The following is a 24,407-nucleotide window of genomic DNA, read 5'->3' on the forward strand; positions in this document are numbered from 1 at the left end:
ACATGAACTACTCGATCTCGAACACGGCCGAATACGGCGAATACGTCACCGGCCCCCGCATCATCACGCCCGAGACCAAGGCCGAGATGAAGCGCGTCCTGACCGACATCCAGTCGGGCACCTTCACCCGCAACTGGATGCTGGAGAACAAGGTCAACCAGACCTCCTTCAAGGCGACGCGCGCCAGGAACAACGCCCACCCGATCGAGCAGGTCGGCGAGCGCCTGCGCTCCATGATGCCCTGGATCAAGGAGAAGGCGCTGGTCGACAAGGCCAAGAACTAAGACGGCTCAAAGTGGCCGCCGGCCTCGGCCGGCGGCCACCGCTTTCACCCGTCCAGCATCTCCTCGTCGCAGATCACCCCGGCCGCGGCCTCGCTTTCCAAGGCGAGGTCGAGCGAGGGCGGCGGAGGCGGCGCCTCCCCTTCCGCATGGGCCAGGAAGAGGCGCGTGACGTGGCGTATGCCGGCCTCGGTGATCGCGCGCATGTTGTCCGCGTAATAGCGTCCGGCGGTCGAGGGCGCCGTCACCACCTCGTAGGAGGGGAAGTAGAAGACCCCCGGCCGCGCCCGGCAGACCTCGTCGGCCACCACCCGCAGGGCGGATTTGGTGAAGGTGCTCGAGACGAGGACGTGCCGATCCTCCAGCGTGGCGATGATCGGCACCGGCGAGACCGTCAGCACGATGCGCGAGGATGGATTGACCTCCCGCAGCCCGTCGAGGAAGCGGCACAGGTCGGAGACCATCTCGCCGACGGTCGCGTTCACGAAGGCGTAGCGATCCGCCTCGTACTCGCCTCCCGCGACGCCCGGCGGCAGCGGCAGCGCCGCCCCGTCCGTCCTGTCGACGAAGCCCTCCGTCAGCCCGAGCGTGAAGACGAGCGTGTCCAGTTCCGTGAACAGCCGGCGGACCGCCTCGAGATGGCGGCGGCGATCCGCCTCGACCTCTTCCGGGCTCGCGAAGCCGTCCGGCTCGATGCGCGGGCGAAAGGGATCGACGAAGCGCCCGTCCTCCCTCTTCCAGGCCCCGAGCGAGGGCGCGAAGCGCCCGAAGGCCCGGTCGAGAAGCTGCGCGAGATGGCGCGTCGTATAGATATTGCCGTAGCGGGCCGAGAAATTGCCCTCCTGCTCGGCCTGGGCCGGATCGATCCGGGGCGGGGGCGGCTCGGCCACGTAGTAATTGTAGCCGGCCTGGCGCAGGGCGCGCGCGACCTGCTGGGCGAAGCAGCTTCCGGCCGTGGCGATGCGCTCCTGGCGCGTCAGGCGGAAGGCGTCGGGGCGGGTCGGGTCCAGCGCGAAGGGCGGGACGGAGGCCACCGCCTTGCGCCAATATCGCTCCGCCGGTAGGGACTCGTAAGGGTGCTGCGCCATCACGACCTTCCGCGATCTCTTCCCCTCGGCGGCGAACCGTCTGCCGGCCTCCCTTAGACGCCTCGGGCGGAGGCGGCCACCCGAGCCCCGCCCCCCGCGCGGGACACCCCGGATCACGGTGCTCGGCAATTGCCAGATGCGCGCCCTGTCCTCGGCGCTCCGCCTCCTCCTGCCCGAGGCCGAGATCTCCTTCACGACCTTCTGGCAGGCCGGGCGCCGCCACGAGGGCGCCCGGCAGGTCGCCGCCCGTCTCGGGACCCCCGATTTCGTCGTCTCGAGCCGCTTCGGCGGCCGGTTCCGGGACGGAACCGGCTTCGAGGAGCTGAAGGCCGAGACCGGCGCGGTAGAGGTGCCGGTCCTGCTCTTCGCCGCCTTCCACCCGGACCTCGTCTATATTTTCGAGAAGCCCGGCGAGTTGAGCCTGCTGCGCGGTCCCGTGGGCGACTATCACTCCGCCCTGGCGGCCTTCGGCTTCCTGGAGGGGCTGAGCCCCGCCCAGACCGGCAGGCTCTTCGATGCCGCCGTCTATCGCCGCCTCGGCTATCTCGATCTCTGGGACCCCTCGGCCAAGGGGCTTCTGGAGGCCGGCCGCCTTGCGGGCTGGGACCTCGGGGCCGATCTGATGCGCTGGGCGCGCCGGGGGGCCTTCATGCATTCGGTGAACCACCAGAAGACCTATGTGACGGCCGATCTCGCGCGCGGAGTCGCGGCGAGGCTCGGCCTCGCCGCCGCGGAGGCGGATCTCGACGCCGTCCTGGCCGACGAATTGCTGCCCCAGGGAAGCTGGCCGGTCTATCCCCCCGTCGCGGAGCGCTACGGCGTGCCGGGCAGCGCCGTGTTCCTGGCGGGCGGCCGCGGCGGCCCGCGCAGCCTCGGCCTCGACGTCTTTCTGGAAGCGAGCTTCGCGGCCTATCATCGCTTCCGGCTGGAGCGCTTCCACTGCGCCCGCGTCGCGGCCTGGCGGGCCGACGCCGCGCTCCGCGAGGAGCTTCTGGCCAAGGCCCTCGGCTGAGCCGAATCATGCCGGCGACCCTCACGCTACCCGTCATTCTCGCAGCCTCGCCGGCGGCGCCTGCCGGCCCCGCCAGACGGAGCGCGCCATGAGCACCGATCCTCGCCGGGTCCGGCTCGAAGGGTGCGAGATCGCGGTCGCGGACGACCAGCCGACCTTCTGGGACAAGGTGGCGCGGGGGCATTGGGAGCCCGGCACGCTGGCGGCGCTCGCGCCCCTCCTCGAAACCGGCGTCACCTTCCTCGATCTCGGCGCCTGGGTCGGGCCGCTCTCGCTCATGGCCGCCGCGCGCGGGGCGCGGGTCGTCGCGGTGGAGGCCGATCCCGCCGCGCGGGCGCAATTCGAGCGCAACCTCGCGGCCAATCCGGGACTTGCGCCGCGGATCGAGCTGATCGCCGCCGCGGTCGCTCCGCATGCCGGAACGGTCAGGCTCGGCGCGCGCCGCAAGCCGGGGGATTCGATGTCCAGCACGCTGCTGGCCGGCGGACCCGCCTCCTGGAGCGCCGCGGCGCTCACCCCCGCCATGCTGGCCCGGCGGCTCGAACCCGCGCGCCCCCTCGTCGTCAAGATCGACATCGAAGGGGCGGAATACGCGCTCCTGCCCCATCTCGGCCCGCTGCTGGGCACCCCGGATCCTGTGATCCTGGTCTCCTTTCATCCTGCGATCCTGCGCGAGAGCGGCGTCCGGGACGTGCTGCCGCTCTTGCGCGAGGCGCTGGAGCCCTTCGCCGGCTGGCGCGCCTTCCGCATCGACGACGAAGGCCCCCGCGAGGCCGGCACCGCGCCGGAGGCGCTGCTGCGCGAGCCCGAACGGGAGACCTGGCTCTTCCGGCGTCCCTGACGCTTCCGCCGGCCGGCGGGAGCGTCTATGGCACGGAAAACCGTTTCAGCCGGGAGATGCGCCCTTCATGTCGAATGCGGACACCGCCCCCGCGGTCTCGCTGGCCGGCGTCGCCATCACCTTCGCCCTCGCGGGGGGGAAGACCTATCAGGCCGTGCGCGACGCCGATCTCGCGGTCCGGGCGGGCGAATTCGTCTCGATCGTCGGCCCGACGGGCTGCGGCAAATCCACCCTGCTCAACGCCGCGGCGGGCCTGCTCGTGCCGAGCGCGGGCACGGTCGGGATCTTCGGCAAGCCCCTCCCGGGCCTCAATGCCCGCGCCGGCTATCTCTTCCAGGCGGATGCGCTGATGCCCTGGAAGACCGCCCGCGACAACGTCGCCGTGGCGCTCGAGCCGAAGCGGGTGGCGCGCGCCGAGGCCTTGCGGCGGGCCGACGAATGGCTCGCGCGGGTCGGGCTCAAGACCTTCGTGAATTCCTATCCGCACATGATGTCGGGCGGGCAGAGGAAGCGCGTCGCCCTCGCCCAGATGCTGATCCGCAATCCCGAGATCCTGCTCATGGACGAGCCCTTCGGCCCGCTCGACGCCATGACGCGCCAGATCATGGGCAACCTGCTGCTCGACCTCTGGGCGCAGGACAGGAAGGCGGTGATGTTCGTCACCCACGACCTCGAAGAAGCCATCGCCCTCTCCGACCGCGTGGTCGTGATGTCGGCGGGCCCCGCCGCCACCATCATCGGCGATTTCAAGGTCGGCCTCGCCCGGCCCCGCGACACCTCGGAAATCCGCCTCGACCCCGAATTCCACCGCATCCACAAGGAGATCTGGGCGCGCCTGCGGGTCGAGGTCCAGAAAGCCTACGCCTTCGGAGAGGCCGGATGACGACTCTCCCCCTTCCCGCCCGCAGACAGGGTGACCGCGCATGAACCGCGTCCAGCTTCTCGCCGCGCAGGTCGGCGTCGCGCTCGTCGGGCTCCTCGTCTGGCACATCCTGACCACGGTGCCGATCTTCGACGACGTGAAGAACGTGCAGTTCTTCTTCTCGACGCCCCTCGACGTCATCGCGCGCGTGATCCGGGAATTCGGCTCGCCCGAGATCTGGCGTCATCTGCTCATCACGCTGGAGGAGACGATCCTCGCCTTCGTGCTCGGCGCGGGCGCCGGCATCCTGGTCGGCTTCCTCTTCGCGCGGCGCGAGATCCTGGCCGCGATCTTCGATCCCTACATCAAGGCCGCGAACGCCCTGCCGCGCGTCGTGCTGGCGCCGATCTTCGCGCTCTGGTTCGGCCTCGGCATCTGGTCGAAGGTGGCGCTCGGCTTCACCCTCGTCTTCTTCATCGTCTTCTTCGCGGTCTACCAGGGCGTGCGCGAGGTCTCCCCCACCGTGCTCGCCAATGCCCGCATGCTCGGCATGAACGAGCGCCAGCTCCTGCGCCACGTCTATTGGCCGGCCGCCCTGACCTGGACCTTCGCCTCGCTCCACACCGCGGTCGGCTTCGCGCTGGTCGGCGCCGTGGTGGGCGAATATCTCGGCGCCTCGGCCGGGCTCGGCTACAAGATCCAGGAGGCCGAAAGCGTCTTCGACGTGACCGGCGTCTTCGCCGGGATGGTGATCCTGACCATCTTCGTCATCCTGATCGATTCGGTCGTCACGATGATCGAGAACCGCCTTCTCGTCTGGCGCCCGGGCCCCGGCGGGACGGTGAAAACCTGAGGCCGCGTTGCGCCCCCGGCCCGTCTTTGCGAGAACGCGGCCACGGATCTCGGAGGATCACCCCATGGAACGCAGGACATTTCTCGGCGGCGTCGCCGCCTTGGGCTTCGCCGGACCGGCTTTCGCCCAGAAGGGCGGCGCGCCGGAGAAGACGAGCGTCAGGCTCGGCGTCGGCGGCAAGCCGCTCCTCTACTATCTCCCGCTCACGGTGGCCGAGCGGAAGGGCCTCTTCAAGGAGGAGGGGCTCGACGTCGAGATCAACGATTTCGGGGGCGGCGCGAAATCGCTGCAATCGCTCATCGGCGGCTCGGTCGACGTCGTGACCGGGGCCTACGAGCACACGATCCGCATGCAGGCCAAGAATCAGAAGATCCAGGCCGTCTGCGAGCTGGGCCGCTTCCCCGCCATCGTCATCGCGGTGAAGAAATCGCTTGCCGGCGAGATCAAGTCTCCGGCCGATTTCAAGGGCCGCAAGATCGGCGTGACGGCGCCCGGCTCCTCGACCGCGATCACCGCCCAATACGCCATGGTCAAGTCGGGGCTGAAGCCCACCGATGCCGCCTTCATCGGAATCGGCGGCGGCGCGGGCGCGGTCGCCGCCGTGAAGAAGGGCGAGATCGAGGTGATCTCCCATCTCGACCCGGTCATCTCCAAGCTCGACGGGGACGGCGACATCCAGATCATGATCGACACCCGCACCGAGGCCGGCACCAAGGCTCTCTTCGGCGGCTCGAACCCCGCCGCCGTGGTCTACGCGAAGCACGACTTCATCGCCTCCCATCCCAACACGATGCAGCGCATCGTCAATGCGCATGTGAAGGCGCTGAAATGGCTCGCCTCGGCGACGCCCGAGCAGGTGGCCGACCTCGTGCCGCCCGAATACCATCTCGGCGACAAGCCGCTCTACCTGCGGGCGGTGAAGAACTCTCTGGAGAGCTATTCGCGCACCGGCATCATCCCGCTCTCCGGCATGGAAAGCGTGCTCGACATGCTGCGCCGGCTCGATCCCGCTCTCGCCGACGCCAAGATCGACCTCGCCGCCACCTTCGACGACCGCTTCGTGAAGGCCGCGGGGAGTTGAGCCGATCCCGGCCCATGACATCCCGGCGGCGGGGCGGCTAGAGCATGCTGCGGAACCGGAGGTCCGCGTCAGCGAAAAGTGGAATCCGGTTTTCCGAAAACAGCATGCGAAAACAACAACCTAGAGCATGTTTCGTTTCCGTGGGAACGGAACATGCTCTAGGATAGGCCCCGCAGCAGGAAGCCACCGCCCGCCAGATGCAGACGATCGCGCTCTCCTACCGCCGGGACGATTCCCAGGCGATCACCGGACGCCTGTTCGACAGGCTCTCGGCCCATTTCGGCCGCGACCGGGTCTTCCGGGACATCGACAGCATCTCGCCGGGCAGCGATTTCCGTCTCCAGGTGGAGGAGGCGTTTCGCCAATGCGGCGTGCTGATCGCCGTGATCGGCCGGGCCTGGCGCGGCTCGATCCGCGGGGGACGCGCCCGCATCCTCGACGAAAGCGATCCCGTCCGCATCGAGATCGAGATCGCGCTGCGCCAGGGCGTGCCGATCATTCCCGTCCTTGTCGGCCCGACCCGCATGCCCGCGCCCGACCAGGTCCCGGCCTCGATCCAGAGCCTCCTTTTCCGGCACGGCTGCCGGATCGATCCGGGAGAGGATTTCGACCATCACGCCGACCGCCTGATCCGCGAGATCGAGCGCAGCGTGATCGGCATGAGGAAGGAGCCCTCTCCTTCTCCGGAGGAAGAGGACGGGGAGCCCGCGCCGGCCTGGACGGGCCGGCCCGAGGCCGCGCCCCGCCCCGCCGCCCGCGATTACGGGCGCAACCGCCTGGACTACGTGCTCGAAGGGCGCGAGCCTCCCTCCTCGCGCGACCGGGCGCCGGCGCAATGGGGCGGCTATGCCCGCTCCTCGCTCTCGCATTATCCCGGCACCTATCTGGTGATGCGGCCGGCCTTCAAGCAGCCCGCCAACATCTACACCTATCTCGTGGACGTGAGCTGGGACGATGCCGGCGGGGGCCTCGTCTTCGCCGAGAAGGCGCGGGCCGATTCGCGCCACACCCAGCATGGCCGCATCTGGATTCCGAACCCTTCCAACCATCTCTATTTCGTCTCCGGCCAGGACGGCTGGCTGCGCTCGATCACCCTCTCGCTCCTCGACGAGGACAACGTGATGCGCGGCATCGTCTCGACGCTGCACAACATCTCGGGCGCGCTCTACGTGCCGGTCGCGGCGCCCATCGTCTTCGTGAAGCAGGAGAATCTCGAGGACGAGACGCTCGGCGACGTGACGCCCGCCGATCCCCGCCACGCGCGCTACCGCGCCCTCCTGAAGCGCGCCGTCGAGGACGGCGAGGCCCAGCTCATCACGATCTGACCATGCCGTCATCGACCCGGCCGATGGATTCGAGACGCTCGAAGCTCTCCCCTGTCATCCCCGGCCGGAGCGAAGCGGAGGGGAAGGGGATCCAGAGCCGCAAGCGAGCCCCCCTGGATTCCCTTCCCGGCCCTTCGGGCCGCCGGGAATGACAGGTTGCGGAAAGGCCCCATGATCCCGATCCCCCGTGCCCTCGCTCTTTCCCTCCTGCTTCTGATGCCCGGCCTCGCCGAGGCCCGCCATTGCCGGCCGAAATCGGGGGCGGTCGCGGCCGATACCTCGGCCATCACGACGGCCCCCTTCCTCGCCAGGATGAAGGAAATCGGCGTCTCGACCATCATCCGCTATTACGACCACGAGGACGAGACGCTGCCCGGCAAGACGCTGCGGGCGCCCGAGCGGGACCTGATCGCAGGTTCGGGCTTCCGGCTCCTCGTCGTGTTCCAGCACCGCAACGACCGCCTCCCGACCTTCACCCCGGAGCGGGGCGCCGCCGATGCCGCGCGCGCGCTCGACCTCGCGCGTGAGAATGCACAGCCGGGCGGCAGCGCCGTCTATTTTGGCGTGGACGGCCCCTGGGGCGAGCGCGAGCGGCCCCTGGTGCGAGCCTATTTCCGGGAGGCGGCACCGGCCATCCGCGCCGCGGGATACCGGATCGGCATCTATGGCGGCGGATATATGTGCCGGGCCATGGCGGAGGAGGGACTGGCCGACCTCTGCTGGCTGGCCAATGCCCGGAGCTGGCCCGGCTATGCCGAACGCCTCGCCGACCGCAGGAGCTGGCGCCTGCGCCAGGCCTTGCCCGAGACCTGCGGGGGCCGCGCGGTGGATTTCAACTTCCCCTCCTCGCCGGGGGCGGATTTCGGCCAGTTCAGGTGACGGATCGGGCTCCCCTTTTCCGCGCCATGGTCTAGAACTTTCCCCATGACCGACACCATGAGACCGCGCATCCTCCCCGCCGGAGACCAGGCTCTCACGGTCGAGTTCGGCGAGGCCATCGACCCGGCCCTCAATGCCCGCGTCCTCGAGCTGGACCGCAAGGCGGCAGGGCTGCCCGGCATCGTCGAGACGATCCCCACCTACCGCTCCCTGCTCGTGGTCTACGACCCGCGGATCGTGGGATTCGCAGAGCTCGGCCGCACGATGATCGAGCTGTCCGCGGGCCTGACGGGGGAGGAGGCGACCGGCACCGTCTGGGAGGTGCCGGTCTGCTACGGGGGCGAGCACGGCGTCGATCTCGAGGCGACCGCCGCGACCCATGCCATCACTCCCGACGAGCTGGTGCGGCGGCACATGGCGCCGACCTATCGCGTCTACATGATCGGCTTCCTGCCGGGCTTCGCCTATCTCGGGGGGCTCGACCCTTCCATCGCGACGCCGCGGCGGGTCTCGCCGCGCCTGCGGACTCCCGCCGGCTCCATCTCGGTCGGCGGTATCCAGGCGCTCGTCGCCTCCCTTGCGGCGCCATCCGGCTGGCATCTCCTCGGCCGTACGCCGATGCGCAATTTCGAGCCGGCGCGCGATCCGGCCGTGCTCATCCGGCCGGGGGACGGGGTGCGCTTCCGGCGCATCGGCGAGGCCGATTTCGCGCGGCTCGAACGCGAGGCCGAGGCAGGGGCGATCATTGCGGAGGCCGTGGCATGACCGCTTTCCTGATCAAAGCCTGCGGGCCGATGACGAGCTTGCAGGATACCGGCCGCATCGGCGTCGGCAGGACCGGGATCTCCCGCTCCGGCGCCATGGACGCCCTGTCCCTCGCCGAGGCGAACGCCCTCGTCGGCAACGCGCCGGGCGAGGGCGCCGTCGAATTGATGCTCGCCGGCATGACCTTCCAGGTCGTCGGCGGCCCGGCCCGGATCGCGCTCGCCGGGGCGGCCATGGCGGTGCAGGTGGACGGCCGGCCGCTCCCGCCCTCGGCCTCCTGCACCGTTCCCGAGGACGCGACCGTCACGATCGCCGCCGCCGGGGCCGGCATCTACGCCTATCTCGCCGTGGCCGGCGGCTTCGACGTGCCGGCGCAGATGGGAAGCGTCTCGCTCCAGCCGCGGGCCCGGATCGGCGGATGGCACGGCCGCGCCTTCCAGGCCGGCGACCGCATGCCCCTGCGCTGCGCCGACGATCCGGCCGGCCCCGAGCACGACCTCCCTCCCTGGGCGCCCGACGACGATCCGATCCGGGTCGTGCTCGGGCCGCAGGACGATCTCTTCCCGCCCCATGCCGTCAAGGCGTTCCTCGGGCAGGGCTACACCGTCTCGGAGGAGGCGGACCGGATGGGATACCGGCTCGCGGGCTCGCCCATCGAGCATCTGCGCGGCTACAACATCGTCTCGGACGGCCTCGTCGCGGGCTCGGTCCAGGTGCCCGGCTCGGGCCTTCCCATCGTGATGATGTCCGACCACCAGACGACGGGCGGCTATCCGAAGATCGCCACGGTCCTGACCGTCGACCGGGGCCGGCTCGCCCAGCGCCGCCCGGGCGCGCCCGTCCGCTTCGCGGCCGTGAGCGTGGAGGAGGCGCAGGCTCTGCTCCTCGCCCGCGAGGCGGCGATCGCGGACCTGCCCGCGCGCCGCAGGCCCTGGCGCGACGGCCTGCCGACCGTCGAGGAACTGCTCGCCCTCAACCTCGCCGGCGAGGCGCAGGACGCCCTGGCGGACAGATGACGATCTATCCTTTTGTTTGAGCATGATCTTTTCGAAAAACCGGTATCCACTTTTTCGGATCATGCTCTAGACGGGAGCAAGCGGCATGGCGGGCGGCCTCGCAGGATGCAGGATCGTCATTCCCGAGAGCCGGGAACTGGATCTGTTCGCCGGCATGATCGAGCGGCAGGGCGGGACGGCGATCCGCTGCCCCCTCGTCACGATCCTCGACCTCGAGGATCCGGCCCCGGCCGAATCCTGGCTGCGGCGCCTCGCGCAGGGCGCCTTCGACGACGTGATCCTCTTCACCGGCGAGGGGCTGCGGCGGCTGATGGCGATCGCGGAGCGCGCCGGCCTCGCGGCGGAGGTCGTGGCGGGGCTCGGGCGGGCGCGCAAGATCGTGCGCGGCCCCAAGCCCGTGAAGGCGCTGCGCAGCCTCGGGCTCGGCCCGGACCTCTCGGCCGCGGAGCCGACGACGGCGGGCCTCGTCGAGGCCCTCGCCCCGCTCGACCTCGCCGGCCGCCGCTTCGGCATGCAAGCCTATCCCGGCCAGGGCGAGCAGATGGACCTCTTCCTGGCGTCCAAGGGCGCGAGCGTCGATCGCGTCCTCGCCTATCGCTATGCCTCGCACGAGGAGGACCGGCGCGTCGCCGCCATGATCGACGAGATGGCGGCGGGCCGCGTCGATCTCATCGCCTTCACCTCGCGGCCCCAGGTCAGGCGCCTGCGCGAGGCGGCGGCGAGCCAGGGCCGCGCGGAGGCCCTGGAACAGGCGATGCGGGTCGTGCGGATCGCGGCCATCGGCCCGGTCGTCGCGGAGGCTGTCGCGGAAGCGGGCTGGACCGTCGCCGTCGCGCCCGAGGAGAATTTCCACCTGAAGCCCATGATCGCGGCGATGGGCCGCCTCTTCGGGAAGGGCGCCCCGGGCTGAGCGGGGCGTCACGGTTTACAGACTGGAAACGGGTTGGGTCTAATCCAAGTCACCTGACCCTTGTTGCGTTCGGGACCAGTCCAATGACCAAGTTTGCGTATTTCGCGTCGAGCGCGGCGGCGCTCGTCCTGGCGACCTCCGCGATCGCCGCCGACCTCCCCTATCGGCGCGGGGCGCCCCCGGTGGATTACGCCGCGCCCCCCGTCTTCACCACCTTCGCCTGGACCGGCTTCTATGTCGGCGCCAATCTCGGCTGGCGCGGCACCAATTTCGACCCGGTCATGAACTCGGTCGAGATCACGGGCAAGACGCGCAACTCCGTCGCGGCAGGCGGCCATGTCGGCTACAACTACCAGGTCTCGCCGAACATCGTGCTCGGCGCCGAGGCCGATCTGGGCTATGCCGATGCCAATACGAGGGGACCCTCGGTCGCCGCCGGAGCCGGCGTCCTGTCGAGCCGCGCCTCCCTCGGGGGCGCAGGCTCCGTTCGCGGACGGCTCGGCTATACCCAGGACAACTGGATGATCTACGGCACAGGCGGCCTCGCCTTCGCCGATCTCAACTTCCAGGCGGACCTCGCGACCCCGGTCTCCGTCTGGACCGCCACCAACAACAAATGGGTGGCGGGCTATACGGTCGGCGCCGGCGTCGAATACATGGTGACGCCGAACATCGCCCTGCGCGGCGAATATCTCTATGCCGATTACGGCCGCCAGAGCGTATCGATCCCGGCCGGGGGCATCGCCAGCGTGAACATCGACACTCATACCGCCCGCGCCGGCGTCAGCTACAAGTTCTGACGCGGCGAGGGAAACCGGCGGAGCCCCCTCACCTCCAGAAAGGCTCGCCCCGCGCGATGCGGTCGTGAGCCGCCTGGGCGGAGGCGAGGAGCGCGGCCTTCCGGGCGTCCTGCCCGGGCATGTCCCCGCTTCTGCGGAAAGCCGCCTCGTAGGCCGCGGCCGTCTCGATGTCGTTGAGGTCGCCGAGATGCGTCTGCATCTCGGCGAGCGCCTCGAGCATCTTCCGCCGCCGCCCGTCCGCCTTGCGGCCCGCGAACGCCCCGGCGAAGAATTCCGCCGCATAGCGCAGAACCTTGCCGTCGATCCGCACCCGGTGGCGCGCCTGCGGCGTCTGTCCGGCGAGGTCGCGCCCCGCCTTGCGCAGCTTCTTCCAGTGTCGGCGCAGGATCTTCGTGGCAAAGGAGGAGACCTTTCGCTCGCGCGCCCTGCGCCGCGCCGGATCGCGCAGCCATGCGCCCGTCTCGGCATAGGCCATCACGTCGAGGAGCAGCAGGCGGTTGCGCTTCGACCGCAATTGCCTCGCGAGGCGGTCATAGGCCCGCTCGCGGTCGGCGGCGATCGCCGCGCGCAGCTCGTCCGGCGCGCCCTCCGCGGCGATCCGCTCGAGATGGACGTCGAGGTTGCGGGCCGTGCCGAGGCTGCGCGACAGGGCGCGCAATTCCCGCCCGAGCCGCGCGGCCTCCGCATCGGCGAGCAGCGCCTTGTGCAGCTTCCAGCAGCTCCGCAGCCGCCGGATCGCGACGCGTGCCTTGTGCAGCGGCTCGACCTGCCGGGCGAGGATGCCGGGCTCGTTGAGGCAATAATGGCGCAGGCAGGTGCGCACGATCGCCTGGAAGGCGGCGCCCGCCCTCATCTTGCGGCCGACGAGGAAAGGCTCCGCCTTGGCGGGCTGAGCCGCGTCGAGCAGGGCATAGCCGCGCTCGGATTTCGATTGCAGGCCCAGCCGCGCCGGCACGGCCGAGACGATCTCCCGGCCGAGGGCGAACAAGACCGCCGCCGAGCCCGATTTCAGCTCCAGCTCGATCTCCCCGATCGGCACCTCCCGGCCGCCCGCCCGGATCCTGCCCAGGTCGAGCGCCACCTCGACATCCGAGCCCTGGCGCCTCACATGCCAGAGGGTTCGCTCGAAATCCGTCTCGAGGACCGGGGCGAGGCTCCCGGCGGCCTCGACCCGCGCGCGCAAGGCGGGATCGGGGATCAGCGCGGGATCGGGCTCGTCCCGCCCCACCTCGCTCTCCCATTCGGACCGCTCGATCAGCATGCCGGCGCCCGCGGCCTTCAGCGTCTGGATGCGGCTTTCGCCGTCGCGGCGGATGCGCAGCACGAGCCCGCCCCTGCGCAGGGCGTGGTCGCCGCTGTCGAAGATCGCCGAGACGAGGCGCCGCGTCTCGCCCTCGGCGCGCAGATCGGGCAGCCGGCGGATCTGCCGCCGCGCCCCGGCTGCGCGAAGGGGGTCGAGTTCGAGCTTCAGCTCGATCTCGCGGGGAGCGGCCATCACCGCGTTCTCCAGGCGATGGCCGATCGTCGCCCGGAGAACGGCCCGCTGTCAAACGGCCGGATACGGGGGATAGGGCGATCGGGTGAAACGCTCCCTGTCATCCCCCGCCGGCCCCACGGGCAATTTTCTTCCCTTCCGATCAGGAGGGGCAGGAGATTTTCCTCGACCACCCGGCACGCGCCCGCTATGCGCCTGCGTTCGATGCGTCTTCCATCCTTCACGCGCCTCGCGCCGGGCATCCTTCTCTGCGGGGCGGTCACCGTTGCGGCGCAGGCGCTGCAATGGATCGAGGAGACGATCTTCGGCCATCCCTATGTCGAGGCGCTGGTCCTCGCCATCCTCATCGGCACGCTGCTGCGCAGCTTCTGGGTGCCGGACGAGCGCTGGCGCGACGGCATCGCCTATTCGGCCAAGCAGTTGCTCGAAGTCGCCGTCATGCTGCTCGGCGCCTCGATCTCGGTCCGGCTGATCGTGGCGGCGGGGGCGGGCCTGCTCGTCGGCATCGCCGCGACGGTCGCCGTGACCATCCTCGCGAGCTACGGCATCGGCCGCCTCCTGTCCCTGCCGCCGCGCCTCGCGGTCCTCATCGCCTGCGGCAACTCGATCTGCGGCAACTCGGCCATTGCGGCGGTCGCGCCCGTCATCGGCGCGCGCTCGGACGAGATCGCCTCCTCCGTCGCCTTCACGGCGGTGCTGGGGGTGATCGTGGTGCTCGGCCTGCCCCTGCTCGTGCCGCTCATGAGCCTGACGGAATCGCAATACGGCGTCGTCGCGGGGCTCACGGTCTATGCGGTGCCGCAGGTCCTGGCCGCGACCGTGCCCGTGGGGACCGTCGCGACGCAGATCGGAACGCTGGTGAAGCTCGTCCGCGTCCTGATGCTGGGGCCGGTCGTCATCGCCATGACGGTGCTCGGGCCCCGCTTCACGGGACAAGAGGTCGATGCCGTCCGCAAGCCCGGCCTGGCGCGGCTCGTCCCCTGGTTCATCGTCGGCTTCCTGCTCCTGGCCGTCCTGCGCTCCCTCGGCCTCGTCCCGGACATCCTGGTCGAGCCGATCCGAACGCTCTCGCGGATCCTGACCATCCTCTCCATGGCCGCCCTGGGGCTCGGGGTGGATGTGCGGGTGCTGGGCAAGGTCGGGCCTTCCGTCGTCGCGGCGGTCACGGGCTCGCTGCTTCTGCTCATCGCCATCAGCCTCCTCCTGCTGCGCGTTCTCGGCGTGCCCTGACATCCCTGCCCTGCCGCCTTCCGCCTTGGCCGCGGCCGTCCGAATGAGGTAGAGCCGCGTCATCGATCCCTGGAGCCAAGCACGATGTATCCTGAAATCCGTCTCCACATCGCCGGCGAGTGGCGCGGTGCGAGATCCGGCGAGACGCTGCCCGTCATGAACCCCGCGACCGGCGAGGAGATCGGGCGGGTCCCGAAGGCCGGGCAGGCCGATCTCGACGAGGCGCTCGCGGCGGCGGAGCGCGGCTTCAAGACCTGGAAGGCCGTCTCGGCCTATGACCGCGCCAAGGTCCTGCGCAAGGCGGCCGCGCTGATGCGCGAGCGCGTCGAGGAGACCGCGCGCATCCTCACCCTCGAGCAGGGCAAACCCCTGGCCGAGGCCAGGATGGAGGCCGGCGCCGCCGCCGACGTCATCGAATGGTTCGCCGAGGAGGCGCGCCGCGCCTATGGCCGGGTCATTCCCGCCCGCGCCGACGGCGTCATGCAGCTCGTGATCCGTGAGCCGGTAGGCCCGGTCGCGGCCTTCACGCCCTGGAACTTCCCGATCAACCAGGCCGTCCGCAAGGTCTCCGCCTCGCTCGCGACGGGCTGCTCGGTGATCCTGAAGGGCCCCGAGGAGACGCCCGCGAGCTGCGCGGCGCTGATCCAGTGCTATCTCGATGCCGGCGTTCCGGGCGACGTCGTCGGCCTCGTCTTCGGCATTCCGGCGGAGGTCTCGAACTACCTCATCCCGCACCCGGTCATCCGCAAGGTCACCTTCACGGGCTCGACCGCGATCGGCAAGCAGCTTGCCGGGCTCGCCGGCCTGCACATGAAGCGCGTCACCATGGAGCTCGGCGGCCACGCGCCGGTGATCGTCTTCGAGGATGCCGACGTCGACAAGGCGGTGACGCTCCTCGTCGGCCACAAGTTCCGCAATGCCGGCCAGGTCTGCGTATCCCCGACCCGCTTCCTCGTGCACGATTCGGTGCTCGACGAGTTCACCGACAAGTTCGTCGCCGCGGCGAAGACGCTGAAGGTCGGCAACGGCCTCGACCCGGAGACGAAGATGGGCCCCCTCGCCCATGATCGCCGCGTCGGCGCCGTGGAGGGCTTCGTCCAGGACGCGACCGCCGCCGGGGCGGAGCTGCGGGCGGGCGGCAGCCGCATCGGCAACCAGGGCTATTTCTTCGAGCCGACCGTGATCACCAACGTGCCCCTTTCGGCGCGGATCATGAACGAGGAGCCCTTCGGCCCGATCGCCTCGATCAACGGCTTCTCGGACGACGACGAGGCGCTCTCGGAAGCGAACCGGCTGCCCTTCGGGCTTGCGGCCTACGCCTATACGCGCTCGACGAGTCGCGCCGAGCATGTCGCTTCGCGGGTCGAATCGGGGATGATCTCGATCAACCATCTCGGCCTCGCCCTGCCGGAAGTGCCCTTCGGCGGCATCAAGGATTCGGGCTATGGCAGCGAGGGCGGATCGGAGGCCATCGAGGCTTATCTGAACTCGAAATTCGTCACCCAGTCCCGCTCCTGAGGAAAAACCTCTCCCCGAAAAGCCTCTCCCCGCGAGCGGGGAGAAGCAGGGCGTGGGGGATTGCCAGATCGGCGCGCTGCGCGTTCAACGGGGCTGCGCCCGGAACCCGCCAGCATGACCTCTCCCTCCCCCTCGCTCGCCCAGACCATCGCCAGGGAGATCGGCACGCCCTGCGCGGTGATCGATCTCGACCGGGTCGAGCGCAACATCGCGCGCTTCCAGGAGCGATGCCAGGAGGCGGGCATCGCCGCCCGCCCTCACGTCAAGACGCATAAGAGCCCCGTCATCGCCCGGATGCAGCAGGCGGCCGGGGCGCGCGGCATCACCTGCCAGAAGCTCGGCGAGGCCGAGATCTTCGCCGAGGCCGGCTTCCGGGACATCCTGATCAGCTACAATATCCTCGGCGAGGAGAAGGTAGGGCGCCTCGCGCGCCTCGCCGGGCGTGCCGAGCCGATCGTCGCGGCCGACAACCCGGTCACGGTCGCCGCCGTCTCGCAGGCCGCGGCGCAGGCAGGCCGAACGCTCCCGATCGTCATCGAATGCGATACGGGCCGCAAGCGCGCCGGCGTCGAGACCCCGGCCGAGGCCACAGCCCTCATGGAAGCGATCAAGGCGGCCGGCAATCTCGACTTCGCGGGCTTCCTTCTCTATCCGCCGGAGAGCGGCGTCGAGGCGGCCCAAGCCTTTCTCGACGAGGCGAGCGCAGGCGCCCGCTCGCTCGGCCTCGCGCCCCGGATCGTCTCGACGGGCGGCACGCCCAACTTGCACGATCTCGGCCGGATCGCGGGGACGACCGAGCACCGCGCCGGGACCTATGTCTTCAACGACCGGATGATGATGGCGGCCGGCGTCGCGACGCTCGAGGATTGCGCGCTCACCGTCGTCTCGACGGTGGTCAGCCGCGGAGGCCCGGCGCGCGGCATCCTCGATGCCGGCTCGAAGACGCTGTCCTCGGATACCGGCAAGCTCGACGGCTTCGGGCTGATCCTCGAATATCCGCAGGCGCGGATCCACGCTTTCGCCGAGGAGCACGGCTTCCTCGACCTCTCGCGCTGCCCGAGCCTGCCGCAGGTCGGCGAGGTGGTGAGCATCGTCCCGAACCACGTCTGCGTCGTGGTGAACCTGATGGACCGTCTGGTCACGACGCGCGGCGGGAAGATCACGGGCGAGATCGCCGTCGAGGCCCGGGGCCGGATCAGCTAGAATACGAACCTCGCCCTGCGGAGCGCGGAAAAGCTCCGCTCAGGGCTTCGGGAAATCGACCGGGCTGTCCGACAGCGACCTCAGATAGGCGAGGATATTGGCGCGCTCCTGCGGATTGGGCACGCCCGCGAAGGCCATGATCGTGCCCGGCACGAAGGCTTTCGGATTCTCGATGAAGTGGTCGAGATCCTCGAAGGTCCACTGGCCGCCCTTGCCCTTCATGCCGGCCGAGTAGTTGAAGCCCGCATGCGTGCCCTTGTCGTGGCCGACGACGCCGTAGAGGTTGGGGCCGATCTTGTTCGGGCCGCCCTTGTCGAACATGTGGCAGGCGAGGCACTTCTTGGCCGAAGCCTGGCCCTTGGCGGGATCGGCCGCCGCAAGGCGCACAGCCAGAGGCTCGACCGCGGCCGGGGCGGAGGCCGCGGCTCCCCCGCTCGCCTCGGGCAGAGGAAGATCATAGCCGGGGACGAGGGGCTTCTTCGGCGCGAAGACGAGGGAGGAGATCACCGACAGGCCCACGGCGAGCAGGCCGGCGCTGAGGATCCCGCCCGAGAGCTTGTTCCAGAAGAGCGGATCGCCTCCCGACAGCTTGCCGAGATAGCCCGTATCCGTGGCGTCGTCCGAGGCCATGTGAGATCCTGTATTCGCTCGTCGCCGAAACCAGCCGGGCGAATGCCCGCTCACGCTGCATTAGCCGCATTTCCCTCCACTTGACAACGCGCCACATGGCTCGCCCGCCATTTCGTTGCGCATCGGCCCCGCGCACGGCGACATGACAAGGCGGAAGCCGGTTGCTAGAGGCTGTCTCCTCCCCGGATCGACCCTGCCGTGAACCCTCTCGTCCTGATCCCCGCCCGCATGGAGGCGACCCGCCTGCCCGGCAAGCCGCTCGCCGAGATCGGCGGCGTGCCCATGATCGTCCAGGTCTTCCGCCGCGCGGCCGAGGCGGCCATCGGCCCGGTGGCCGTGGCGACCGATTCGGAGGCCGTCGCCGAGGCCGTGCGCCGGGCGGGCGGAACCGCGGTGATGACCCGCAAGGACCATCCCTCGGGCTCCGACCGCATCGCGGAAGCCGCCGGGATCGTCGATCCCGAGGGGCGCCACGACGTCGTCGTCGGCGTCCAGGGCGACTTCCCCACCATCCGCCCGCAAACCATCGCGCGCGCCCTCGCGCCGCTCGCCGATCCCGCCGTGGACATCGCGACCCTCGCCTTCGAGATCACACGCGAGGAGGAGCGCACCCATCCCGACATCGTCAAGGCGGTCGGAACCGGGATCGGGCCGGGGCTGCTGCGCGCCCTCTATTTCACGCGCGCGACGGCCCCCTACGGGCCGGGGCCCCTGCTGCACCATGTCGGGCTCTACGCCTATCGCCGGCCCGCTCTCGCCCGCTTCGTCTCGCTCCCGCCCTCCCCGCTCGAGAAGCGCGAGAAGCTGGAGCAGTTGCGCGCCCTCGAGGCGGGCCTTCGGATCGACATCGCCCTCGTGGAGGGCGACGAGCCTTTCGGCGTCGACAATCCCGAAAGCCTCGCCCGCGCCCGCGCCCTCCTGTCGAGCTGAAGTCGGACCATTCCTTATGAAAATCTCGTTCCAGGGCGAGCCCGGGGCCAATTCGCATATCGCCTGCGAGGAGGCCCGGCCCGATTTCGAGCCCCTGCCCTGCGCGACCTTCGAGGACGCCTTCGCGGCCGTCTCGGACGGGCAGGCCGCGCTCGCCATGATCCCGATCGAGAACTCGATCGCCGGCCGGGTCGCCGACATCCATCATCTCCTGCCGACCTCGGGCCTCCACATCGTCGGCGAGCATTTCCTGCCGATCCATTTCCAGCTCCTCGCCCTGCCGGGCACGAGGATCGAGGAATTGCGGACCGTCCACAGCCACATCCATGCGCTCGGCCAGTGCCGCAAGATCATCCGCCGGCTCGGCCTGAAATCCATGGTCGCGGGCGACACGGCCGGCTCGGCCCGCGAGGTGCGCGATGCGGGCGACAGGACGCGCGCCTCCCTCGCCCCCCGCATGGCCGCGGAGGTCTATGGCCTCGACATCCTGGCCGAGGATGTCGAGGACGAGGCCCACAACACGACGCGCTTCGTCATCCTCTCGCGGGAGGCCGCCCCGGCCTGGGAGGCCGCCCCGGCCCCGGCGGGGAACGGGCCGACCGTCACGAGCTTCGTCTTCCGCGTGAGGAACCTGCCGGCCGCGCTCTACAAGGCGCTGGGCGGCTTCGCCACCAACGGCGTCAACATGACCAAGCTCGAATCCTACATGGTCGACGGGCAGTTCACCGCCACGCAGTTCTATGCCGAGGTGGACGGCCATCCCGAGGAACCCGGCCTCGCGCGGGCGCTGGAGGAGTTGCAGTTCTTCTCGCGCGAGTTCCGCATCCTCGGCACCTATCCCGCCCATCCCTTCCGGGAGAGCCTCCAGGGAGGCGGCTGAGGGCAGGTCCCGGCCTCCGGCGGAGAAAAATCCGGCGGGTCTCGCCGCGCTTCAGTCCAGCGGTCCGGCCGGCCCCGCCGCGAGGCCGGGGTCAAGGGTGGTCTGCGGCCCGCCGTCGAAGGTGAGCTGGCTGTCCTGGTAGGGGCCCATCGCCGCAACCGAGCGAAGGAAATTGGACGGCTGGCCGCGGAACGGGAATATCGGCTGAAGCGCCCCTCCCGAGCCGAGCGTGAAATCCTGGGTCAGGGCATGGCGCCCGCGATCCCGAGGGCCGAAGCCGGACTGGAAGCCGGATTTGATGTCGCCCGCGAAGCCGGAATTCAAGCCGGTGGCCATATGGCTCCAGATGCTGCCGTCGAGGCTCTGGGCCCATGCCGGGCCGGCCGCCAGCGCCGCGGCGACCATGAAGGCGATCCGTTTCATGCCCGCACGATAGCACGGACGGCCCGGCTCACGAAGCGGCCCGCCGCGCTTGCGCCGGCGGGTGCGCGTCGTGCATCAGCGGGCGATGGCGGCTCCCTCCCTCCCGATCGACGAGGCGCTGCCGGCCCTGCGCGCGGCGCTCGCGCAGGGAGCCGGCGCCGTGCTCGTCGCTCCGCCCGGCGCGGGCAAGACGACGAAGGTTCCGCTCGCCCTGCTGGAGGAAGGCTGGCTCGCGGACCGGCGCATCGTGCTGCTCGAGCCGCGGCGTCTTGCCGCGCGGGCGGCGGCCTCCCGCATGGCGGCGACGCTCGGGGAGCGGGTCGGCGAGACGGTCGGTCTGCGCGTGAGGCTCGAGACCCGCGTCTCGGCGCGGACGCGGATCGAGGTGGTGACCGAGGGCGTCTTCACCCGCATGATCCTCGACGATCCGGCGCTCGACGGCATCGGCGCGGTGCTCTTCGACGAGTTCCACGAGCGCTCCCTCGACGCCGATTTCGGCCTCGCCCTCGCGATCGAGGCGCAGGCGGGGCTGCGGGAAGATCTGCGCCTTCTCGTCATGTCCGCGACGCTCGACGGCGCGCGCGTCGCCGCTCTCCTCGCGAACGCGCCGGTGATCCGCTCCGAAGGCCGCGCCTTTCCCGTCGAGACCCGCTACCGTGACCGCGACCCGGCGCGGCGGATCGAAGAGGAGGCAGCCGACACGATCCTGCGCGCGCTCCGCGAGGAAAGCGGCTCGCTGCTGTGCTTCCTGCCGGGGGCGGCCGAGATCCGACGCGTTGCCGCGCGGCTGGAGGAGAAGCTGCGCGATCCGGCGATCGACATCGCGCCCCTCTACGGCGCGCTCGACCGCACCGAGCAGGACCGCGCCATCCGCCCGGCCGCGCCGGGGCGCCGCAAGGTCGTGCTCGCGACCTCCATCGCCGAGACCTCGCTCACCATCGAGGGCGTCCGGGTCGTGGTGGATTCGGGGCTTTCGCGCGTTCCGGTCTACGAGCCGGGCCTCGGCCTGACGCGCCTCGTCACGGTCCGCGCCTCGCGCGCCTCGGCCGACCAGAGGCGCGGACGCGCCGGCCGCACCGAGCCGGGCATCTGCTACCGCATGTGGGCGGAGGCGGCGACGGGCGCGCTCCCGCCCTTCTCGAAGCCCGAGATCCTCTCGGCCGATCTCGCCCCGCTGGTCCTCGACTGCGCCGAATGGGGGGTCGCCGAGCCCGCCTCCCTGCCCTTCCTGGACAGGCCGCCCGGCCCCGCCTTGGCCGAGGCCCGGGCGCTCCTGCGCGACCTCGGCGCGCTCGATGCCGGGGGCCGGATCACCGCGGAAGGCAGCCGGCTGCGAGCGCTGCCGCTGCCGCCGCGCCTCGCCCGGATGGTGCTCGCCGGAGCCGGGCTCGGGGCGGGACGGGACGCGGCCGATCTCGCCGCCCTCCTCGCCGAGCCCGGCCTCGGGGGCGACGATGTCGATCTCGCCCATCGCCTCGACCGCTTCCGCCGCGACGACTCCCGGCGCGCGGCCGAAACGCGCCGCCTCGCCGCCGGCTGGGCCCGAATCGCCGGAAGCGGGGAGCCGCAGGATGTCTCCCTCGGCCGCCTCCTCGCCCATGCCTATCCCGACCGCATCGCGCGGGCGCGGGGGGCGCCGGGCGAGTACCTGATGGCGAACGGGCGCGGGGCCCGGATGGAGCCGCATCTCGCCCTCGCCCGCGAGCCCTGGCTCGCCATCGCCGAGATCGCGGGCGCCGCCGCCTCCTCCCGCATCCTGGCCGCCGCCGCCCTCGACCCTGCCTCGATCGAGGCGGTCGCCGGGGAGCGGATCGAGGCGCGCGAGGAGATCGTCTTCGACCGCGCCGCGCGCGCCTTGCGGGCGCGCAGCCTGCGCCGCCTCGGCGCCCTCGTCCTCGCGGAGCGCCCGCAGCCCGTTCCCGCGAGCGGGGAAGCGGCCGCGATTCTGGCAAAGGCCGTCGCCTCGCTCGGCCTCGACGCGCTGCCCTGGTCGGACGCGCTGCGGCAATGGCGCGACCGCGTCATGTTCCTGCGGGCGAGCGAGGGCGAGACCTGGCCCGACCTCTCGGACGAGGCCCTCGGGAGATCGGCGGAGGAATGGCTCGCGCCGCATCTCGCCGGGATCGCGAGCCTCGACGCGATTCCGCCCGGCCTCCTTTCCGAGGCGCTGCATGCGCTTCTGCCCTGGCCCCTGCCGCAGCGGCTCGACGAGGAGGCCCCGACCCATCTCGTCCTGCCGACCGGCTCGCGCATCCCCATCGACTACGCCGCTGAGGGCGGCCCCGCCCTTTCCTGCCGGCCGCAGGAGCTTTTCGGCCTCTCGCGCCATCCGGCGATCGCGGGCGGGCGGGTTCCGCTCGTTCTTCACCTGCTCTCGCCTGCGGGGCGCCCGATCCAGGTCACGCGCGACCTGCCGGGCTTCTGGGCCGGCTCCTGGGCGGCCGTGCGTTCGGAGCTGCGCGGCCGCTATCCGAAACATCCCTGGCCCGAGGACCCGGCGCAGGCGGAGCCGACCCGCCGGGCCAAGCTGCGCGGCACGTGAGGGAGGCGAGAACCGATGGCCTGCGCGATGAAAACCATGCCCTCCCCGGTCGGGAGGCTGACGCTCGTCGCGCGCGAGGCCGCGCTCGTGGCGGTCCTGTGGGAGAACGACCGTCCGGACCGGGTCCGCCTCGGAGACCTCGCCGAGGCTCCGGACCATCCGGTGCTGCGGGAGGCCGAAAGGCAGATCGGCGCCTATTTCGCGGGAGAGCTGCGCGTCTTCAACCTGCCGCTCGCCTTCGCGGGGACGGAGTTCCAGGAAAGCGTCTGGCGGGCGCTCCTCACGATCCCCTTCGGCGAGACGCGGAGCTACGCCGCGCTCGCGCGCCAGATCGGCCGGCCCGCCGCCTTCCGGGCCGTCGGCGCCGCCAACGGCCGCAACCCGATCTCCATCATCGTGCCCTGCCACCGGGTGGTGGGAACGGATGGCGGCCTCACGGGCTTCGCCGGCGGCCTCGACGCCAAGGAGCGGCTGCTCGCTTTCGAGAAGCGCAACGCCGCCGAACCGGCTTGACCGGTGGGCCATCGCGGGCGCATAGGCCGCGGCGGGAGACCCTTCCCCACCGAAGGGCGCCCATCTGGAAGGATGGATCATAGATGGCCCCGATGCCCGCAAACCGGCCGAATGCTCGGCCGAACTCGCCCCATTTCTCCTCCGGCCCCTGCGCCAAGCGCCCCGGCTGGACCCCCGAAGCCCTCAAGGATGCGCCGCTCGGCCGGTCCCACCGCGCCAAGATCGGCAAGGCGAAGCTGAAGCTCGCCATCGACCTGACGCGCGAAATCCTGGGCGTCCCGGCCGATTACCGCATCGGCATCGTCCCGGCCTCCGATACCGGCGCGGTCGAGATGGCGCTCTGGTCGCTGCTCGGCGCCCGCCCGGTCGAGATGCTGGCCTGGGAGAGCTTCGGCGAGGGCTGGGTGACGGATGTCGCCAAGCAGCTCAAGCTCGACGCGAAGGTCACGAAGGCCGAATATGGCGCCCTGCCCGACCTCTCCAAGGTCGACACGAGGACGCGCGACGTCGTCTTCACCTGGAACGGCACGACCTCGGGCGTGCGCGTGCCGAATGCCGACTGGATCGCGGCCGACCGCGAGGGCCTGACCATCTGCGACGCGACCTCGGCCGCCTTCTCGCAGCGGCTCGACTGGGACAAGCTCGATGTCGTCACCTATTCCTGGCAGAAGGCGCTGGGCGGCGAGGGCGCGCACGGCATGCTGATCCTTTCGCCGCGCGCCGTGGCGCGGCTGGAGAGCTACGTCCCGGCCTGGCCGCTGCCGAAGATCTTCCGCATGACCAAGGGCGGCAAGCTCATCGAGGGCATCTTCCAGGGCGAGACCATCAACACGCCCTCCATGCTCTGCGTCGAGGACTATATCGACGCCCTGCACTGGGCGAAGGCGCAAGGAGGCGTCGAAGGTCTCGTCGCCCGCTCGAACGCCAATGCCGGGGCGCTGCTCGACTGGGTCGCGCGGACGCCCTGGATCGAGAATCTCGCCCGCGACCCGGCGACGGCTTCCAATACCAGCGTCTGCCTCGTCGTGACCGATCCCGAGATCGTGGCCGGCGGCAAGGACGCCGTCTCGGCCTTCTCAAAGGCGCTCGCCGCCGCGCTCGAGAAGGAGGGCGTCGCCTACGACATCGGCGCCTATCGCGACGCCCCGCCCGGCCTGCGCGTCTGGTGCGGAGCGACGGTCGAGACCGCCGACGTCGCGGCCCTCACCGCCTGGCTCGACTGGGCCTATGCCGCGGAGAAGGCGAAGCTCGCACAGAAGGCGGCGTAACCGCCCCACCCTCCCCCCGCTTGCGGTGGGGAGGGCGGACTCGGCCGAAGGCCGAGCCGGGT

23 protein-coding genes and 1 pseudogene are annotated in these 24,407 nt (G+C 70.7%); 20 read left to right on the top strand and 4 right to left on the bottom strand.

The window, feature by feature from the left end; genetic code table 11:
• Positions 1-284: pseudogene (locus PKD06_RS12185) on the top strand (ketol-acid reductoisomerase); the annotation flags it as partial.
• A 44-nt stretch (positions 285-328) separates the two neighbouring features.
• On the opposite strand, the gene PKD06_RS12190 reads toward PKD06_RS12185, so the two are convergent.
• Positions 329-1,369 carry a GSCFA domain-containing protein gene (locus PKD06_RS12190; RefSeq protein ID WP_324380456.1) on the bottom strand — a complete coding sequence of 347 codons (1,041 nt, stop codon included), beginning with the start codon at positions 1,367-1,369 and terminating at the stop codon, positions 329-331.
• 118 nt (positions 1,370-1,487) lie between these two features.
• Here PKD06_RS12190 and PKD06_RS12195 point away from each other — a divergent pair, with 118 nt between their 5' ends.
• From PKD06_RS12195 to PKD06_RS12245, 11 genes are all read left to right on the top strand, one after another.
• On the top strand, positions 1,488-2,381 hold the full coding sequence (locus PKD06_RS12195; RefSeq protein ID WP_324380457.1) for a WcbI family polysaccharide biosynthesis putative acetyltransferase: 894 nt from the start codon (positions 1,488-1,490) through the stop codon (positions 2,379-2,381).
• A gap of 88 nt (positions 2,382-2,469) precedes the next feature.
• Positions 2,470-3,222, top strand: coding sequence for an FkbM family methyltransferase (locus PKD06_RS12200; protein WP_324380458.1), 753 nt, complete (start codon positions 2,470-2,472; stop codon positions 3,220-3,222).
• A 67-nt stretch (positions 3,223-3,289) separates the two neighbouring features.
• Positions 3,290-4,105, top strand: coding sequence for an ABC transporter ATP-binding protein (locus PKD06_RS12205; RefSeq protein ID WP_324380459.1), 816 nt, complete (start codon positions 3,290-3,292; stop codon positions 4,103-4,105).
• A gap of 40 nt (positions 4,106-4,145) precedes the next feature.
• On the top strand, positions 4,146-4,937 hold the full coding sequence (locus PKD06_RS12210) for an ABC transporter permease (protein ID WP_324380460.1): 792 nt from the start codon (positions 4,146-4,148) through the stop codon (positions 4,935-4,937).
• A 64-nt stretch (positions 4,938-5,001) separates the two neighbouring features.
• Positions 5,002-6,018, top strand: a complete 1,017-nt coding sequence (locus PKD06_RS12215; protein WP_324380461.1) for an ABC transporter substrate-binding protein — start codon at positions 5,002-5,004, stop codon at positions 6,016-6,018.
• Positions 6,019-6,215: 197 nt separating this feature from the next.
• Positions 6,216-7,343, top strand: a complete 1,128-nt coding sequence (locus PKD06_RS12220) for a toll/interleukin-1 receptor domain-containing protein (RefSeq protein ID WP_324380462.1) — start codon at positions 6,216-6,218, stop codon at positions 7,341-7,343.
• 171 nt (positions 7,344-7,514) lie between these two features.
• Entirely contained in the window at positions 7,515-8,222 is a 708-nt protein-coding gene (locus tag PKD06_RS12225) for a glycoside hydrolase domain-containing protein (RefSeq protein ID WP_324380463.1), read from the top strand.
• A 57-nt stretch (positions 8,223-8,279) separates the two neighbouring features.
• Positions 8,280-8,987 carry a 5-oxoprolinase subunit PxpB gene (gene pxpB / locus PKD06_RS12230; protein ID WP_324380464.1) on the top strand — a complete coding sequence of 236 codons (708 nt, stop codon included), beginning with the start codon at positions 8,280-8,282 and terminating at the stop codon, positions 8,985-8,987.
• Positions 8,984-10,003 (top strand): biotin-dependent carboxyltransferase family protein, encoded by a 1,020-nt coding sequence (locus PKD06_RS12235; protein WP_324380465.1) that lies wholly within the window; start codon positions 8,984-8,986, stop codon positions 10,001-10,003. The genes pxpB and PKD06_RS12235 overlap by 4 nt, the downstream gene beginning before the upstream one ends.
• Positions 10,004-10,088: 85 nt before the next feature.
• A complete protein-coding gene (locus tag PKD06_RS12240) occupies positions 10,089-10,913 on the top strand; it encodes a uroporphyrinogen-III synthase (RefSeq protein ID WP_324380466.1) in 825 nt (274 codons plus the stop codon).
• Positions 10,914-10,996: 83 nt separating this feature from the next.
• A complete protein-coding gene (locus PKD06_RS12245) occupies positions 10,997-11,713 on the top strand; it encodes an outer membrane protein (protein WP_324380467.1) in 717 nt (238 codons plus the stop codon).
• Between the two features lie 28 nt (positions 11,714-11,741).
• Here PKD06_RS12245 and PKD06_RS12250 read toward each other — a convergent pair whose 3' ends face one another.
• Positions 11,742-13,208: a CHAD domain-containing protein gene (locus PKD06_RS12250; RefSeq protein WP_324380468.1), complete on the bottom strand. Its 1,467-nt coding sequence runs from the start codon at positions 13,206-13,208 to the stop codon at positions 11,742-11,744.
• A gap of 189 nt (positions 13,209-13,397) precedes the next feature.
• Between PKD06_RS12250 and PKD06_RS12255 the strand changes: the two genes are divergently transcribed.
• The 3 genes from PKD06_RS12255 to PKD06_RS12265 all read left to right on the top strand — a co-directional run bounded on the left by PKD06_RS12255 (position 13,398) and on the right by PKD06_RS12265 (position 17,159).
• On the top strand, positions 13,398-14,438 hold the full coding sequence (locus PKD06_RS12255) for a putative sulfate exporter family transporter (RefSeq protein ID WP_324380469.1): 1,041 nt from the start codon (positions 13,398-13,400) through the stop codon (positions 14,436-14,438).
• Between the two features lie 84 nt (positions 14,439-14,522).
• Entirely contained in the window at positions 14,523-15,956 is a 1,434-nt protein-coding gene (locus PKD06_RS12260; RefSeq protein ID WP_324380470.1) for an NAD-dependent succinate-semialdehyde dehydrogenase, read from the top strand.
• 114 nt (positions 15,957-16,070) lie between these two features.
• On the top strand, positions 16,071-17,159 hold the full coding sequence (locus tag PKD06_RS12265; protein WP_324380471.1) for a D-TA family PLP-dependent enzyme: 1,089 nt from the start codon (positions 16,071-16,073) through the stop codon (positions 17,157-17,159).
• A gap of 39 nt (positions 17,160-17,198) precedes the next feature.
• Here PKD06_RS12265 and PKD06_RS12270 read toward each other — a convergent pair whose 3' ends face one another.
• Positions 17,199-17,789 (bottom strand): cytochrome c family protein, encoded by a 591-nt coding sequence (locus tag PKD06_RS12270; protein WP_324380472.1) that lies wholly within the window; start codon positions 17,787-17,789, stop codon positions 17,199-17,201.
• 228 nt (positions 17,790-18,017) lie between these two features.
• Here PKD06_RS12270 and PKD06_RS12275 point away from each other — a divergent pair, with 228 nt between their 5' ends.
• Together PKD06_RS12275 and PKD06_RS12280 are read left to right on the top strand one after the other, a co-directional pair.
• Positions 18,018-18,719, top strand: coding sequence for a 3-deoxy-manno-octulosonate cytidylyltransferase (locus tag PKD06_RS12275; protein WP_324380477.1), 702 nt, complete (start codon positions 18,018-18,020; stop codon positions 18,717-18,719).
• Between the two features lie 16 nt (positions 18,720-18,735).
• The gene (locus PKD06_RS12280; protein ID WP_324380473.1) at positions 18,736-19,599 is read left to right on the top strand and encodes a prephenate dehydratase; all 864 of its coding nucleotides are present in this window, start codon (positions 18,736-18,738) and stop codon (positions 19,597-19,599) included.
• Between the two features lie 51 nt (positions 19,600-19,650).
• Here the strand turns inward: PKD06_RS12280 and PKD06_RS12285 are convergent, their stop codons facing one another.
• A complete protein-coding gene (locus PKD06_RS12285; RefSeq protein WP_324380474.1) occupies positions 19,651-20,022 on the bottom strand; it encodes a hypothetical protein in 372 nt (123 codons plus the stop codon).
• 85 nt (positions 20,023-20,107) lie between these two features.
• Here PKD06_RS12285 and hrpB point away from each other — a divergent pair, with 85 nt between their 5' ends.
• The 3 genes from hrpB to PKD06_RS12300 all read left to right on the top strand — a co-directional run bounded on the left by hrpB (position 20,108) and on the right by PKD06_RS12300 (position 24,345).
• Positions 20,108-22,564: an ATP-dependent helicase HrpB gene (gene hrpB, locus PKD06_RS12290; protein ID WP_324380475.1), complete on the top strand. Its 2,457-nt coding sequence runs from the start codon at positions 20,108-20,110 to the stop codon at positions 22,562-22,564.
• Positions 22,565-22,600: 36 nt separating this feature from the next.
• Complete coding sequence (locus PKD06_RS12295) at positions 22,601-23,077, top strand: methylated-DNA--[protein]-cysteine S-methyltransferase (RefSeq protein ID WP_324380476.1); 477 nt, start codon at positions 22,601-22,603, stop codon at positions 23,075-23,077.
• Between the two features lie 92 nt (positions 23,078-23,169).
• Entirely contained in the window at positions 23,170-24,345 is a 1,176-nt protein-coding gene (locus tag PKD06_RS12300; RefSeq protein ID WP_324380478.1) for a phosphoserine transaminase, read from the top strand.
• Positions 24,346-24,407: the final 62 nt, after the last annotated feature.

Origin of the sequence: Enterovirga sp. (assembly GCF_035325185.1) — a bacterium.
Classification (GTDB): domain Bacteria; phylum Pseudomonadota; class Alphaproteobacteria; order Rhizobiales; family Beijerinckiaceae; genus Enterovirga.